The organism is Streptomyces sp. ATLC9 (assembly GCF_057196705.1).
The window spans coordinates 1-14,460 of sequence record NZ_JBXUOY010000018.1 but is presented as its reverse complement, the minus strand read 5'-3'; the positions used below and the strand labels follow the sequence as shown (position 1 = coordinate 14,460).

The following is a 14,460-nucleotide window of genomic DNA, read 5'->3' as shown; positions in this document are numbered from 1 at the left end:
CACACGCGCGTCTGCGGCGGGGTCAGGGACGGGTGGCGCCGTAGTAGTCGGCCTCCGGCATGGCGGAGATCAGCGACTGGACCTTCACGTCCTGCCCGGTGCGGGGAGCGTGCAGGACGTTGCCGTCTCCGGCGTAGAGGGCGACGTGGTAAATGTCGCCCGAGCCGCCCTTCGACCAGAACAGCAGGTCGCCCTCCTTCAGGTTCTGGCGGGAGACGGGGCGGTCGGAAGTGGCGCCGTACTGGGCGGCCGCGACGCGCGGCAGTTTCACGGCGGGCCAGTAGGCGTACTGCACGAGGGAGGAGCAGTCGAAGCCGACGGTGGAGGACGCGGCGCACTTGCCGCCCTGGTAGCCGTTGGTGCCGTCGCAGAAGCCGGTCGACGGGCCGCCCGGCCCGCCGCCGCCCCAGGAGTAGGGGGTGCCCAGCCGGGTGGCCGCCTTGCGCAGCGCGTCCGCGCCGGCCCCGGAGCCGGAGACCTCCAGCGGGCCCGGGCCCTGGAAGCGGGGCATGGTGGCCAGGATGGTTCGCACGTAGTGGTAGGTCTCGCCACCCGCGAACGACTCCGGGGGTACCCCCCGGTACTTCTCGACGGCTCCCCAGCCGGCGTTGTACCCGGCCAGCGCGAGTGCCCGCGCGTCCCCGCCGTATCCGGAGGTCTTGGCCTGCCTGATCAGAGAGCACATGAAGCGCCCTTGCGCCGTGACGGCGTCGCCGATGTCCCAGGGCGAGGCCTCGCCGTTGCCGTCGGCGTCCCGGCCCCAGGTGGCCCAGGTGTCCGGCATGAACTGTGCCGGGCCCTGCGCGCCGGCGTGGCTGGTGGCCGTGGTGGAGAACCTGGACTCCTGGTAGAGCTGGGCGGCCAGCAGCGCCGGTGTCAGCTCGGGCTGGTCGCACGCCGCGGCGGCTTTCAGGATCCAGGGCCGGAACTCCGCGGGAACTCCTTGGAGGCCGCCGCCGCCGTCGGATGCCTCGGTGGCCTTGGCGTCTTCGTCGACGAGGACCAGGGTCACCAGGCCGACGGCCACCAGCGCGACCAGGGCGATGACTGTGACGGCAGCTTTGATGAGCACGTTCACGTGCTGTCCCCCCGTGGCTGCTTCTTTCTTCGTCGGTGTGCCTGTGCTGCGACCCTCTGCCGTACCAGATCACGCGCTGCTTTGTGCGCGCTCGTCCATTGGGCGACCGTCAGCCCGTAGGCGGCGGCTCAGACGGTGGTCGAGCGCACGCCGGTCACGCCGCGCTCGACCTGGGAGACCATCTGCCGGATCACACCGAGGCGGGCGGCCATCTCGGCCTGGGTCAGTCCAAGGCACCACCGTACGTCACGTAGGGTTAGGGGTGGCTTGCGGGGGGTGAGTTCGCTGAGCGGAACACCCAGTGCCCGGGCGATGGCGTCGGCGACACGGGGGCGTGGCTGGTGAGTGCCGGACTCGGCAGAACGGGTGGTGTTCGGGCCGACCCCTGCGGCGACGGCCGGCTCCTCGATGCGGATCCGGGCTTCGAGGCGCGGGGCACGGGCCCGTGCGTCGTCGTACGACGTCACCTCCCACTCGGCCTTTCGCCGACGCAGGAAATGCCACTCAGGTCTGACAGCGGATCACGCTAGCCTCAGAGTCCCGCAGACCAAGATCGAGACCGGTAAAAGCAGGCAGACAAGGGGGAGTTGCGGCGTGATCACCCGTTCGGCGACATCAGCCCCACAGGGCTCGGCGGGGCTCCGGTACGCGCTGATCCCGGTGCACGGATACGGCATCGCCGGAGCGACCGTGGCCCGAATGCTCGACCCCGAGGGGAGCGGCACGGCCCGCCTGCTCCATCCCGGCGAGGCCGTCCCGTACGGGACGTGGCCGGTGCTGCTGGCCGACACCACCGTGTACGGCGCGACGTGCGTGGAGCACATGCTGCGCAACTGGACGACTGGGCTGCCGCGTCCGTGGCTGGTGCTGGTCGCCGATGCTCCCGCCCGCCCGGTACCGGCCGCGCGCTACCGCATCCGGGCCCTGGAGGGCCGGCTGGCAGGTGTCGCGCACGTCCCCTACCTGCCGGTCCTGCGCACGGTCGAGGGAGCCGACGAGGCCCTGGAGCACAAAGACGTGAAGGCCGCGGCCGAGAAGCTGCGGCGCCGGATGGAGGGGAAATGACCATGACTGCGGAGCTGGCCACGCTGGCCGCTCTGATTCCCGGAGCCGAGCCCACGCAGATCCCCGGGCTCAGCGGTCCTGTCAGCCAGCTTTTCGGCTACGGCCTGTGGATCCTGATTCTGGCGGGCGCCGGAGGAACGGGCTTCGGCGTCTACAAGCTCGCCGTCGCGGACAAGAGCCGGCACGGCGGCGGATCCGAGCCGTTCAAGTGGATGGGCGCCGGAGTGGCCACGATCCTTCTGGCCGGGTCGCTGATCACCATCCTCAACGGCATCGCCGGCTAGGGCGGGCGGCATGTCACGGACCAGGGGGACATGGAACACCAAGGGCACGTGGATCGCGGGTGCTGCGCTCGCGACCGTGCTGGCTCTGACGGGGTACGCCCTGCTCGGTGGTGACGAGGACGCCTCGCCCACGGCGGGCAGCGGCGGTGCGAGCCCGAGCGCGTCCAGCACCGACTCCGCACCGACCAGCCCGGCACCGACCTACGCCGCGCCGGAGGACTGGACCGAGCCGGAACGCTGGGTGGCGCTCCCCGGCGGGGAACGCACCGACAATCACGGGAACGAGGTCGGTTTCCCGCACACTACCGAGGGGGCCGTGGCGATGGCGGCGGCCGCCAACACCACCAGTGTCGAAGCCGACCGCAGCACGGTCGATGAACAGCTGCGGATCTACCACTCCTACCTGTCTGCGGCCGACCGGAGTGACGCCAACGCCGAGGCCATCGAGCAGAACGCTCAGCAGACCGACGAGGACCTGCGCAAGGAGATGAGCGTGGGCGCCGGGCAGCCGCTGCCGTCCGGGGCCTACCTGCGCAGCCACGTGATCGGCTACAAGATCGTCACCGAGTCGACCGACGAGGTTGGTGTGTGGCTGCTGTCCCGGGTGGTGCAGAAGACGGGGGAGACGGCGAAGGAGACCGGCTCCTACACCCGCACGCTGGTCGGCGCGGTCTGGGAGGACGGTGACTGGAAGCTGTCCGGTGCGGTGACCGATCGCGCCCAGCAGGAGGCCCAGGCGCAGGGCGAGCCGAAGATGGTCGCCCCCGGCGACGCCGAGTTCAACGCGGCCGGCTGGACCGCCGTCCGGGACGCATCATGAGGCGTCGGCTGACGGCCCTGCTCCTCGCGCTCGTCGCGGTGCTGGGGCTGGCGGTGGCCGCGCCGGTGCCCGCGGCCGCCGATGACGGGCCGGTAGCCGGTGGCGTTGAGGCCGCCTGCCGTATCGGTGTCGGCACGATCTTGGGCAGAGTCAGCGAGGCCGGGAAGGTGCTGTGCGACAAGGTCGGTGACACCGGTGCGGAGAAAGCCAAGGAGGCGTGGGAAGGCGTCAAGGACAGTGTCCTGGGCGACGTCATCGACAGCGCCGCCGATGCGGCGAAGTGGATCATCAAGAAGATCCTGACCGTCGCGCTCATGGGCCCCTCGCTGGACTTGAGGGCCACCGGGCTGTTCGGGGAGGACGCCACGCTGGCGGGCATGATGACCTGGCTCGGGTTGGTGATCGCCACGGCCGGGGCGATGTGGCAGATCGGCAGGATGGCCGTCTCCGGGCAGTCCAAGCATCTGGGGCGGGCGGCGCGGGGGTGGGTGGAGAACACCGTCCTGTCCGCGACCGGCGTCGCGATGGTCGCGCTGCTGCTGACCATCGGGGACACGCTGACGACCGGCCTGGTCAAGGCCGCGTTCGAGGATGACGGCCAGGCCTACGAGAGGATCGCGGCGGTCATGGTGCCGAAGGCGGTCGCCAACCCGATCAACATGCTGTGCATCGTCGCGGTTCTGCTGCTGATCGGCTTCGTCCAGCTGATCCTGGTGTTCCTGCGGCAGAGCGCCATCCCGATCCTGTGCCTGCTGCTGCCGGTGGCCGGGGGCGGGCGGGTCGGCGGGGATGCCACCCGCCAGTGGGCGCCCCGACTGATCACGGCGATCTGCGTGGTGATCGCCTACAAGCCGATCCTCGCATTGATCATCTGCATCGGGTTCAGCCAGTTCGGTCACGCCCAGACGCTGGCCGAGTGGCTGCGCGGGTGCGCCACCCTGGTCCTGGCGATCCTCGCGCCGGGCCCGCTGGCCAAGCTGTTCGCCCCGTTCGGTGAGGCCGTCGGGGCGGGCATGTCCTCCGGCGGCATGAGTGGTGCGTTCGCGCAGGCCGCGGGCTACTTCTCGGGAGACAGGGGCCGGGACGGGGCTGACGGGAACGATGGCGCCTCGGTGCGGCCCACCACGCCGGTGGAGCACGCCCAGTACGTCGAGCAGTCCATGGGCAGCCGGCGCGGCACCGGAGATGAGAGCGGGGAGGCGGGCCGCGACGCCCAGGCCCAGGCAGCCCGCAACGAAGCCGGCCGGGTGCGCCGGCAGCCCGCTCACGGCGAGGCCGCAGGCACCACCGGGGCGGGCGCGGCCGGCGGCCAGGCCGCGGGCGCCGACGCGTCCGGAGCCACCGCGGGCGGTGCGGGAGCGGCCGCCGGTCTCGCCGGAATCACCATCGAGGTCATGGACGGGGTCAACAACACCGTGCAGGGCGCCAGCGGACAGGTCGGAAACGGGGGGCAGTCGCAGTGACCACCCAGCACGAGGTGCCCAGGACCCTCATGGTCGACGGGTTCCGCGCCCGCCGCAGCTTCGGCTTCGGCGGGCTGTCCAGGACGGCCACGATGGTCGGGGCCGGAGTCCTGGTGGCCGAGGGCATCGTCGGCACGCAGGCGCCGGCCACCCTGCTCGTCACCGTCCCCCTCACCCTCGCGGCCCTGGCGCTGGCCGCCTCGCGCCGCCACGGCATGTCCGCGCTGGCCTACTACTGGGCCAGGCTGTCGTGGCGGCGGGCCGCCCGGATCGACGCCACCTCCTACCGGCGGGTGCTGCTGCCGCACCCGTACGCGCTGGACCTGCCGGGCGTGGGCGCCTCCTCCACCCTGATCAAGGCCTACGACCCGACCACCGGCCGCAGCGTGGGCGTCGTCCACGACCGAGCCGGCGGCCACATGACCATCACCACGCTGCTCGCCCCCGGCGGCAGCCTGATGGCCCCCACCGGCGCGGTGCAGAGTTCCCTGCGCACCTGGTCGTCGGTCCTGGACGCGATGTCCACCGACGACCAGGTCAAGGGGGCGTCGGTGACCATCCAGATCACCCCGGGTGCGGGGGAGGCCCTGGGTGATGACGTGAAGGCCCGCACCGATCCGGGCGCCCCGCGGCTGGCCAGGGAGGTCATCGCCGAGCTGGTGCGCACCACGCCGCACGCCACCGCCAGTGTGGCGCCGTGGATGTCCGTCACCGTCGACCCCGCCGCGTCGGCCGACCCGCCGACCGAGCTGTCGGACCAGGTCGCCGAGGCGCTGAAGGTCGTCGACAGCCTCGACCTGTCCGGCACCGGCACCGACATCGAGCGCCGTGCCACTGACGTGGACCTGCGCCGTCTGGTCAGGAGCGCCTACGATCCGGCGGTCTTCAACGCCCGTGAGCGCGAGTTCGAGGAGCTGTCCTGGTCGGAGTGCGGGCCGCAGGCCGCCGACGACGGCTGGGAGGAGTACGCGCACGACGGCGGGGTGTCCATCTCGTGGGTGCTGCGGGAGATGCCGCGCCGGCCCATCGCCTACAGCGTGCTGCTGCCGCTGCTGGCCCCGGGCCGCTTCCAGCGGCGCATCACCCTGGCCTACCGGGTGCTGGACTCGCACGAGGGCGAGGCGGTGCTGGAGCGGGAGATCAGCCACGCCCACCAGCGGGCGCAGGCCACCGCCGAGGTCAAGGGCCGCGCGAAGTGGTCGCAGCGGGCCGACGCCCAGCGCGCCGAGCAGGCCGCAGCCCAGGTGGCCGGAGGCTCCCAGGTCGTGGACTGGACGCTGATGGTGACCGTCACCGCCCGCAGCACCGCCGAGCTGCCCGCCGCCCGCCAGGAGTTGGAGCGGGCGGTGAAGGCCACGCGCGGTATCCGCATGCGTCCCGCCTACGGTGCCCAGGCCGCCGTCTTCGCGGCCGGGCTGCCGATCGGCTACAACCCGCTGGTGAAGGACTGATCCGATGGCACGCAAGCCCGGACCGCCGGCGTTCACCACGCCCAAGCGGCTGACCCCGGTGGTCGAGCAGGCCCCCGGCCGCGAGGAGCGGCGTGAGCAGAGGCGGCTGCGGAACCGGTTCGCCCCCCGTCTGGGCTGGGGCGGCCGGTTCGGCGGCCGTGTCGCGGTCGAGGACGCCGGCACCGTCTACACCGGCCCCACCAGCCAGGCGGGCGGCATCTACCCCTTCCTGCTGGGGAGCGGCCTGCCGCCGCGGGGGGTGCCGGTCGGGCGGGATGTGCTCACCGGCGAGCTGGTGTGCATCGACCCGTCGGGCTGGACGGGGAAGCTGACGACGAACCCGGGCGTGTGGGTGATGTCCCAGCCCGGCGCGGGCAAGTCCGCGCTGGTCAAGCGGATCTGCCTGGTGTACTGCGCCTACGGGCACATGGTGTGCGTCCCCGGCGACGTCAAGGGCGAGTACAGCGAGCTGATCGGCGAGCTGGGCGGCTCGGTGGTGCGCATCGGCGACGGCGTCGGCCGCATCAACCCGCTGGACTCCGGCCCGCTCAAGGGCCGGGCGCGGTCCCTGCCGGCCGAGCGGCGCGAGGCCCTGCTCGACGTCCTCAACGGCCGCCGCCTGGAGACGCTGGTGGCCCTGCTGTCGACCAAGCACGGACTGGGCCGCAGCCCCGACGAGATCGAGCGCAGCGCGCTGGACACGGCCGTCCAGGTCGCCTCCGCCGCCCAGGCCTCGGGCAGCGACCCCGTCGTCAGGGACGTCGTCGACGTGCTGCGGGCCGCGCCGCAGGAGCTGCGCACCAAACTCGCCGCCGACGGCGAGCGCTACCAGGACCTGACCCGGTCGGTCATCGCCGGGCTGGACAACCTCATCGGCGGCCCCCTCAAGGGGCTGTTCGACGGCCCGACGTCCACCCCGCTGGACATCAACGCCCCCGCCGTCTCCGTGGACATCTCCGCCCTGCGGGCCCGCGGCAACGACGTCGTGTCCGCCGGGATGATCGCCACCTGGGCCTACACCTACAGCTCGATCGACTCCGCCCGCAGCATCGGGCTGATGGACCGCAAGCTGGTGCTGCCCATGGACGAGATGTGGCGGGCCCTGCGCTCCGGCCCCGGGCTGGTGGACGCGATGGACGCGATCAGCCGCCTGAACCGCACCACCGACGACGTCACCATCTACGTCACCCACTCCCTGCTGGACGTCGAGGCCCTGCCCACCGAGACCGACCGGGCCAAGGCCCGCGGGCTGATGGACCGGTGCGACACCTGGGTGCTGGGCGCCTCCACCACCGAGGAGCTCGGGCGGGTGACCGGCAAGCGGATGCTGACCGAGCAGGAGGTGATGATGGTCAGCTCCTGGGCGTCGGCGACCTCCACCGGGCTGGACATCGACCCCACCTACGACGATGAGGACGGCGGCGCCCGGCCGGTGGAGGAGGAGGCCGCCCGGCACCCGGGCCGCGGCAAGTACCTGATCAAGCTGGGCACGCGGCCGGGCATCGCGGCCGCGCTCGACCTCACGGCGACGGAAGCGCGGCTGTACCGCACGGACACCAACCGGCGCCGGGTGACGACCACAGGGGTGGGAAACCGATGATGACCGAGAACGACCGCGCCTGGGCCCTCGGCGGCATCCTGTTCGGCAGCGCGGTGGCCCTGTCCGCCGCCGGCTGGGCCGGAGCCGCCGCCGGCGCGGCTCTCACCGGCGCCGACGTCGCCCCCGCCTCACCTCTGACCGTCTACCGCATGGCCACCGACTGGGGTGCGGTGTGGCCGCACTCCTCCACCGCCTCCGCCGTCGGCGCCGTGGTCCTGGACGTGGCCGTTCTCGCCCTCGTGGTGTGGGGGCTGCGGGTGGCCTTCCGCTGGTTCCGCAACCCTTCCAGCCTGGCGACGCTGTACCAGGTGCGCGAGCTCACCCCGAAGCACGCGGCGCGCACCGCGACCCGGCTGCGGGCCTCGCTCAAGGGCGCCGAGCCCAAGAAGATCCCACCCCGCGACCGGGGCGTCCTCCTGGGCGACCACCTGCCGTCCGGGGTGGAGCTGCGCGGAAGCGACGAGGACACCTACGTCGCCATCATGGCGCCCCGCGCGGGCAAGTCCACCTCGCTGGCCATCCCGGTGGCCGAGGAGGCCCCGGCGAGCCTGCTGATGACCTCCAACAAGGCCGACGTCTACGCCGCCACCCTCGCCTCCCGCTCCCGCGTCGGCCACGCCTGGATCCTCGACACTCAGGGCGTGGCCCAGGCCGACCGTGAGATGTGGTGGGACATGATCGCCCAGGCGGAGACGCTGGAGGGCGCCGAACGCCTCGCCTCCCACTTCGTCAACCAGATCACCTCCGAGCAGGCCGACCCGTTCTGGTCCCAGGCCGCCGGCGACCTCCTGGTCGGCCTGTTCCGCGCGGCCTGGCACGACGGCGGCAGCGTCCGCGACGTCATGAAGTGGCTGGCCGACCCGCGGGAGAAGGCGCCCATGCGCATCCTCTACAGCCACGAGCCCGTGCTCGCCGAACAGGTCGACAGCAGCATCAACATCGCCGAGGAGACCCAGAGCGGCATCTACCAGAACGCCCGCACCGCCGTGTCCGCGCTGCGGGACGAGAAGGTCCTCGCCTGGGTGACACCGGATGAGCACCGGCCCCGCTTCGACCCCGAGGCGTTCGCCACCTCCCGCGACACCCTGTACCTGCTGAGCAAGAAGGGCGGGCCCGCCAGCGCCGTCGTCGCCGCCCTGGCGGATGCGGTCTTCACCGCCGGCGCCGAGGCGGGCGAGCGCCACGGCGGCCGCCTGCCCGAGCCGATGCGCGCCGTCCTGGACGAGGCCGCCAACATCTGCCGCATCGCCGACCTGCCCGACCTCTACAGCCACCTGGGCTCGCGCGGCATCACCCCGTTCGTCATCCTCCAGTCCTACCGCCAGGGCGTGAAGGCGTGGGGGGAGGTCGGCATGGACGCCATGTGGTCGGCCGCCACCAAGAAGCTCATCGGCGTCGGCCTGGACGACGCGAGGTTCGCCGGCGACGTCTCCACCCTCACCGGCGCCCACTACGTCGACCGCGGCTCGTACTCCAAGAGCAGGGACGGCTACAGCCGCAGCGTCTCCGAACAGCGCGAGCAGGTCCTCGACCCCGCCGAGATCCGCGCCATGCGCAAGGGCACGGCCCTGCTGATGTCCACCGGCATGCCCGTCGCCCAGATCGCCCTGCGGCCCTGGTACGCGGAGAAGGCCATGGCCCACATCGGCGAGCAGCTGGCCGCCGAGGAGAAGGCCATCACCAAGCGGGCCGTCGCGGCACATGAGGAGCGGAAGGCGGCCCGCCGTGGCCGGTGACGAGGACCCCACCTTCGACGTGCCCGTTGTCCTCTTCCAGGACCTGGAAGACCTCAGGGCCCACGTCGCCCGACTGACCGCGCAGGTCGGAGCGCTCGCACAGAGCGCCGACACCGGCCCGGGCGAGCCCCCGGACGCCGACGAAGGGCCGGACGGCGAGGACGAGGAGCAGTACCCCCCGTTCATCCTGCTGCTGGACCCTCCCCAGTACGACGACGAACTGCGCGCCCTGATCGAGTGGGTGGAAGGCGTCCTCGTACCCGGCTACCTCGCCGAGCCGAGCGCCGACGCCCGCTGGTGCCACCTGTGGTTCGAGCACCCGCCGGCCGTCGCCCGGCTCCACGCGTGCTGGCTCGCATGGCAGGAACTGACCGACCCCGCTACCTGCGGCTACACCGGCCCCTCGGTGTGGCACCGCGACCACCTCGACCCCTGCATGCGCGAGCTGCGCGCCTCGGGCGGTCCCTTCGCCGGGTGCACCAAGGGCGAGCACCAGATCGACCACCGCATGCCCGGCACCGTCCCCAGCGCCTGGACCCGCACCGGGGACTGTTGACACGGCGGCTGCCCTCACCGCACCTGGGCTTCCTGGAGTGGTCCGACTGAGAGACGGTCTATTTAGCCAGATAACCCGTGAGCTTCGGTTCCCCGGAGAACTCCCACGATCCCGCAAGGCACCATGCTGCTGGTTGGAGGCGACATCGCTTCCAACCAGCACAACAAGCAACCCAGTGAACCTATGCGGTCACAGCCCTGCGTGCGGTGTGTTATGTTTAAGGTACTTTTAGTAACTTCTGCGGTGCTGGCCAGGAGAGGCGCAGGGCACTGATTCTGCGCAGGCGACAGCCGTCCGGCTGACCGTGTTCGGCAAGGAGAACGGGAATCGCATGGCGGCGCTTACCCCCGAGGCTCCGTGGGCGATGCGGCTGGTCACCAGTCGGCTGCCGGTCGGCCCGCCGTCCTACGCGACGGTGACGCTCGACGCGACCGCGCAGACCGCCCGCTACACCGATATCGTCGGCCAGTCGATGGATCGCGAAACGCGGGTGGCCACCGGTCTGCCGGTGGCCACCCGCGTGACCCGCGAGGCGCTCGGGCTACGCCTTGAAGACGCCCCGGTTGCAGCGCAGCCCCGCTACGACGACGGCGATGATGACCGCCGTGATGACGGCCGTCCCTACGACCGAGCCGGTGGCGGCGAAGATGCCGCCGAAGCCGGCCACGCCCAGCGCCGCACCCACCGCGAGGGCCGTCTCCTGGAGCGCCGCAGCGCGCGCGACGTCCTTCGGCGGGACGCTGCCCAGCAGGTAAGCGTCGCCAGCGGCCATGGAGACGCCGACACCGAGGCCGATCAGGAAACTGGCGGGCCACAGGTCAACGAAAGTGGCCACGATGAGGCCGACGGCGCAAATGGCCAGGCTGACCTGGAGCATGTGCACCGCGGTGAAGCGAGCCTGGACCTTGTGGAACGCGAACCCGCCGAGGGAGACCCACAGTGCCAGGACTGAAACCGGCACGATCGACAGGAGCGAGTCAGCCTCCGCGCTGAATAGGAAGACCGATCCTGTGTAGGTGGCGGAACTCACGACGAGCGCGAGGGAGGGCGCGCCGAGCCGGGAGAAGCTGAGCATTCGTACGTCGATAAGCGGGTCGTGCGAGCGGAGCTGCCGCGTGCAGAAGACCGCCAGGACCAGGCAGCCCGCGGCCGTCGCGAGGAGGCGCCCGAACGCGACGCCATGGCTTTGCAGGCCGGCCACGAAGAGTCCGAAGCCCACGAAAGCGAGGGCGGAGGAGGCGACGTCGATCTTGGTCGACGAGGCCTGTCCCAGGGTGATGCCGCGCAGCAGCGCAGTGGCGAGCACTCCGCACACCAGGGCGACGGCGGCAGGCAGCCAAAAGAGCATCGTGTAGGCGTCCATGCCGACGAACACTCGGCCGATCAGGGGTCCTGTACCGGCTCCGATGGCGTACGTGGTGATCCACAGGGAGTAGCCGAGGGTGCGCTCCGACGTCTCGGGCAGTCCGCCGATGACCGAGGCGACGCTGGAGACGATCAGCGCGTAGCCGAAGCCTTGGATGAACCGGCTCGCCGTCCACATCGTCGCCGTGTCAAGTAGTGCGGGACTCGCCCCCGCGAGGGCGAAGACGAAGAGGCCGGCCGCCAGGGTCACACCGGGACCCAGGCGTGCGCCCAGACGCGAACCGAGGACGACGCAGGAGGCGAGGGCGATCGTGTACCCGTCGATAAACCACAGGCGCCATGAGTCGGTCAGGACCGGCAGGTCGTAGGCGATGGAGTTGAACAGCGTGGAGTCCACACCGCCTAGGAACATGGGGACCAGCAGCAGCGAGAAGAGGACCTTCTTCGACACGGCGGTGGATCGCGCTGGAGCAAGGACAGTTCCGGTCATGGCAGACCTCGTCTCAGTTAGCTTTCTTCGGCGAACGCAGCAGGAGGAGGACCCTTGCGACGACGCCCGGCAGGACTGCTAAATCCGCAGTCGGTCTTCTCTCTCCGAGCCCGGTGGGGCGTGCGTGCGCCGCGCGGCGGGCCGCGGGGCACGCAGGGCTGGTTGTCGAGAGCGCCATGAAGTCTCCGAGTCGAAAGGTGAACCGCCTAAGACGGTTCTATCAGTCCGGGGTTCCTCCGGCAACCGGGCAAGCCGGTTCCGCACTCTTGTCTGGAGCGCCGCGTGAGTAACGCGTCGGAGGCCAACCCTGCGACGGACCAGCGGCCGGAACTACGCACGCAAGCCGGGCCCCGGTCCGTGCGGCACCCAAAGAGGGGTGCCAGCCACGGCCGGGGCCGCACGGCCTCACCTGTACGGCGACGGGCGCGGGTGTCCTACATGCCCCGCGAGGAGGAAAATTCGCGGTTGCTGAGGTACTGCGGACGCGGTGCGTCCGCAGCGTAGGGCGCCCCCAGCGTGTTCTCCACGCTGTTGTAGACGATGAAGATGTTCGAGCGCGCGAACGGCGAGAGGTTCCCGTTGGAGCCGTGCAGCAGGTTGGAGTCGAACATCACCGCAGAGCCGACGGGGCCCGTGATCTGCACGATGCCGTGCTCCTCCGCCATGCGCGTCAGGTGCTTGCGGTCCGGGGAGCCGACGCTGGGGGCGGCCACGCGGAGCGACTCCTTGTGGTAGTTCTGCGGGGTGGCCCCGATCGTGGGGACGAACGTCTTATGGGTGCCGGGCATGACCATGAGCGGGCCGTTGAACGGATGGTTCTCGGTGAGGGAGATCGAGACACTGAACGCGCGCGGCCGGGGCATGCCGTCCTCGGAGTGCCAGGTCTCGAAGTCGGAGTGCCAGTGGAACGGGGCGCCGCCGAACCCTGGCTTGTAGTTGACCCGGCTCTGGTGAATGTAGACCTCGGAGTCGAGCACCTGGCGGGCGATGTTCATGAGCCGAGGCGACCGGAGCAGCTCGGCGAAGATCTCGCTGAGCTTCTCGACCTCGAAGACGGAACGGACCTCGTCGGACTCCGGTTCCAGAATGACGCGCTCGCTCGCGCGCAGCGCCGGGTCCTCACCGAGGCGCCGGAGTTCGGACAGATAGAGGTCCACTTCCTGCACGGAGAGCAGGTCGTCGAGGACCAGGTAGCCGTTGGACTCGTACTGCTTGAGCTGCTCACCCTCGAGCGGGCCCGGAGCTTCCCCCCACACCGACGGGTCCGTCCGCGGCATGGGAACGGCCTCACCGAAGACTCGGGTCGGATACAGATCGGGGCGCTGAGCGACAGTCATGTACTGTTCTCCTTTTCAAGGGAGCGACGATTTTTTCTACCTATGCAGGAATGTGATTAATTGATCTGCGGGGTGATGTGCCGGAATTTCAATGTCTTTTTCGCGGCCTATTGGTCCGCCCTTCAGCCCTTTCGATACTGCAAGCTCGCGGAGGGGAAAGAAAGAGTCTCCGAGTGTCCTGAATCGTCCTTGGCCTAATCAGGGCCGCGAAGCGTACCGCGCGTCCACGGAGACGCAGGCGCGGGGCGCCGTGCCCTCCAGCAGCGCGGAACCGCCTGGAGCAGTTCTCTTGCTTGCCTTCGGCATGGTAACCAGCTAAGGTGGTTCCATGTCTGTCAAGCGATTCCCCGAGTTCCGTCTTGGCAAAGTGCTGGCGACCAGCTTCACGGCGACCCTCACAGAACGCTGCGGTGAACCCGTCGAACGCATTCCCGTCCCCGAGCGGCTGGTCGACTGGTTGGCAGTCAACGGGCTTAAGGTCGATTCGTGCAGTGATTCCCAGCTGGAGCATGCTCGGCAACTGCGTGAAGCGATCCACGAGGCCGCTACCGCCGTGGCGGCGCAGGATACCCCTCCCGCCGCAGTCATCCGGGTCATCAATGACTGCAGTACGGGCGGCCATGCCTCGGCGGTCCTTTCACTCCAGGGTGAACAGGAGTGGTGCCTGAGTTCCGCCTCCGTCGAGGACGCCCTCAGCGTGATCGCCGCCGACGCGGTCGACATCGTCTCGGGCGCGCGCGAGGGAAGGATGGCGTTGTGCGCGTCCCCGACGTGCCGGGCCGCCTTCTTCGACACCAGTCGGGGCGCCACGCGCAGGTGGTGCGAGATGAACACCTGCGGGAACCGCGAGAAGAAAGCGCGTTTTCTCGCCAACAAGCGCCAGAACTCGAGCCGCGCCGGCTGAAGTCGCACCGGGCGCCGTTTTACGCCGACGCCCCCCTGTCTCTTGACCGTCCCCCTGTCAGGGAGGTGCCCGCCCCAGTCGCAGGGTGGCCGGAGCGCCCCGTGTTTGACTGTCGCAAGCGAGTAACCGCGCCGTCGTCGCTCATCGCGACCGCGTTCAACGCCAGGACTTGCCTGGCGCGTTGGAAACGGCCGCGTCTCAGCTTGGCGTTTAACCTCTGAGCCGTTTCAAGCGGGCATGTTCGGTGAGGGTCTCGATACGTTTCACGGTTTTCCCGGGCTCGTATCGTCGGGCTGACCTGCGGTTTCTTG

The 14,460-nt window shown here is 70.5% G+C and carries 13 protein-coding genes and 1 pseudogene; 10 read left to right on the top strand and 4 right to left on the bottom strand.

All coding sequences use genetic code 11. The features are described 5' to 3' along the window. Nucleotides 1-22: 22 nt before the first annotated feature. Together AC2CJA_RS03735 and AC2CJA_RS03730 are read right to left on the bottom strand one after the other, a co-directional pair. Nucleotides 23-1,072, bottom strand: a complete 1,050-nt coding sequence (locus AC2CJA_RS03735) for a bifunctional lytic transglycosylase/C40 family peptidase (RefSeq protein ID WP_484601199.1) — start codon at nt 1,070-1,072, stop codon at nt 23-25. A gap of 134 nt (nt 1,073-1,206) precedes the next feature. Beyond that, complete coding sequence (locus AC2CJA_RS03730; RefSeq protein WP_484601198.1) at nt 1,207-1,545, bottom strand: helix-turn-helix domain-containing protein; 339 nt, start codon at nt 1,543-1,545, stop codon at nt 1,207-1,209. Nucleotides 1,546-1,672: 127 nt separating this feature from the next. On the opposite strand from AC2CJA_RS03730, the gene AC2CJA_RS03725 reads away from it, so the two are divergent. The 9 genes and pseudogenes from AC2CJA_RS03725 to tgmA all read left to right on the top strand — a co-directional run. Further along, the gene (locus AC2CJA_RS03725) at nt 1,673-2,143 is read left to right on the top strand and encodes a hypothetical protein (RefSeq protein WP_484601197.1); all 471 of its coding nucleotides are present in this window, start codon (nt 1,673-1,675) and stop codon (nt 2,141-2,143) included. Continuing rightward, nucleotides 2,140-2,427: a hypothetical protein gene (locus tag AC2CJA_RS03720; RefSeq protein WP_412721293.1), complete on the top strand. Its 288-nt coding sequence runs from the start codon at nt 2,140-2,142 to the stop codon at nt 2,425-2,427. Before AC2CJA_RS03725 ends, AC2CJA_RS03720 begins: the two co-directional genes overlap by 4 nt. Before the next feature lie 10 nt (nt 2,428-2,437). Beyond that, entirely contained in the window at nt 2,438-3,247 is an 810-nt protein-coding gene (locus AC2CJA_RS03715) for a hypothetical protein (protein WP_484601196.1), read from the top strand. After that, nucleotides 3,244-4,710, top strand: a complete 1,467-nt coding sequence (locus AC2CJA_RS03710; RefSeq protein ID WP_484601195.1) for a hypothetical protein — start codon at nt 3,244-3,246, stop codon at nt 4,708-4,710. The genes AC2CJA_RS03715 and AC2CJA_RS03710 overlap by 4 nt, the downstream gene beginning before the upstream one ends. Continuing rightward, nucleotides 4,707-6,161, top strand: a complete 1,455-nt coding sequence (locus AC2CJA_RS03705) for an SCO6880 family protein (protein ID WP_484601194.1) — start codon at nt 4,707-4,709, stop codon at nt 6,159-6,161. The genes AC2CJA_RS03710 and AC2CJA_RS03705 overlap by 4 nt, the downstream gene beginning before the upstream one ends. 4 nt (nt 6,162-6,165) lie before the next feature. Further along, nucleotides 6,166-7,761: an ATP-binding protein gene (locus AC2CJA_RS03700; protein WP_484601193.1), complete on the top strand. Its 1,596-nt coding sequence runs from the start codon at nt 6,166-6,168 to the stop codon at nt 7,759-7,761. Next, the gene (locus tag AC2CJA_RS03695; RefSeq protein WP_484601192.1) at nt 7,758-9,497 is read left to right on the top strand and encodes a type IV secretory system conjugative DNA transfer family protein; all 1,740 of its coding nucleotides are present in this window, start codon (nt 7,758-7,760) and stop codon (nt 9,495-9,497) included. Before AC2CJA_RS03700 ends, AC2CJA_RS03695 begins: the two co-directional genes overlap by 4 nt. Continuing rightward, nucleotides 9,487-10,053 carry a DUF4913 domain-containing protein gene (locus AC2CJA_RS03690; protein ID WP_484601191.1) on the top strand — a complete coding sequence of 189 codons (567 nt, stop codon included), beginning with the start codon at nt 9,487-9,489 and terminating at the stop codon, nt 10,051-10,053. The genes AC2CJA_RS03695 and AC2CJA_RS03690 overlap by 11 nt, the downstream gene beginning before the upstream one ends. A 331-nt stretch (nt 10,054-10,384) precedes the next feature. Continuing rightward, nucleotides 10,385-10,534, top strand: a pseudogene (gene tgmA / locus AC2CJA_RS03685) (putative ATP-grasp-modified RiPP); the annotation flags it as partial. A 60-nt stretch (nt 10,535-10,594) separates the two neighbouring features. Here the strand turns inward: tgmA and AC2CJA_RS03680 are convergent. Beyond that, on the bottom strand, nt 10,595-11,869 hold the full coding sequence (locus AC2CJA_RS03680) for an MFS transporter (protein WP_484601190.1): 1,275 nt from the start codon (nt 11,867-11,869) through the stop codon (nt 10,595-10,597). A gap of 473 nt (nt 11,870-12,342) precedes the next feature. Beyond that, a complete protein-coding gene (gene thpD / locus AC2CJA_RS03675) occupies nt 12,343-13,245 on the bottom strand; it encodes an ectoine hydroxylase (RefSeq protein WP_484601189.1) in 903 nt (300 codons plus the stop codon). A gap of 328 nt (nt 13,246-13,573) precedes the next feature. Between thpD and AC2CJA_RS03670 the strand changes: the two genes are divergently transcribed. After that, on the top strand, nt 13,574-14,149 hold the full coding sequence (locus AC2CJA_RS03670) for a CGNR zinc finger domain-containing protein (RefSeq protein ID WP_484601188.1): 576 nt from the start codon (nt 13,574-13,576) through the stop codon (nt 14,147-14,149). The last annotated feature ends 311 nt before the right edge of the window (nt 14,150-14,460 follow it).

Coding starts and splice junctions, on each gene's coding strand:
- AC2CJA_RS03710 (WP_484601195.1), top strand. CDS start 3,244: ATGAGGCGTCGGCTGACGGCCCTGCTCCTCGCGCTCGTCGCGGTGCTG.
- AC2CJA_RS03715 (WP_484601196.1), top strand. CDS start 2,438: ATGTCACGGACCAGGGGGACATGGAACACCAAGGGCACGTGGATCGCG.
- AC2CJA_RS03670 (WP_484601188.1), top strand. CDS start 13,574: ATGTCTGTCAAGCGATTCCCCGAGTTCCGTCTTGGCAAAGTGCTGGCG.
- AC2CJA_RS03700 (WP_484601193.1), top strand. CDS start 6,166: ATGGCACGCAAGCCCGGACCGCCGGCGTTCACCACGCCCAAGCGGCTG.
- AC2CJA_RS03695 (WP_484601192.1), top strand. CDS start 7,758: ATGATGACCGAGAACGACCGCGCCTGGGCCCTCGGCGGCATCCTGTTC.
- AC2CJA_RS03720 (WP_412721293.1), top strand. CDS start 2,140: ATGACCATGACTGCGGAGCTGGCCACGCTGGCCGCTCTGATTCCCGGA.
- thpD (WP_484601189.1), bottom strand. CDS start 13,245: ATGACTGTCGCTCAGCGCCCCGATCTGTATCCGACCCGAGTCTTCGGT.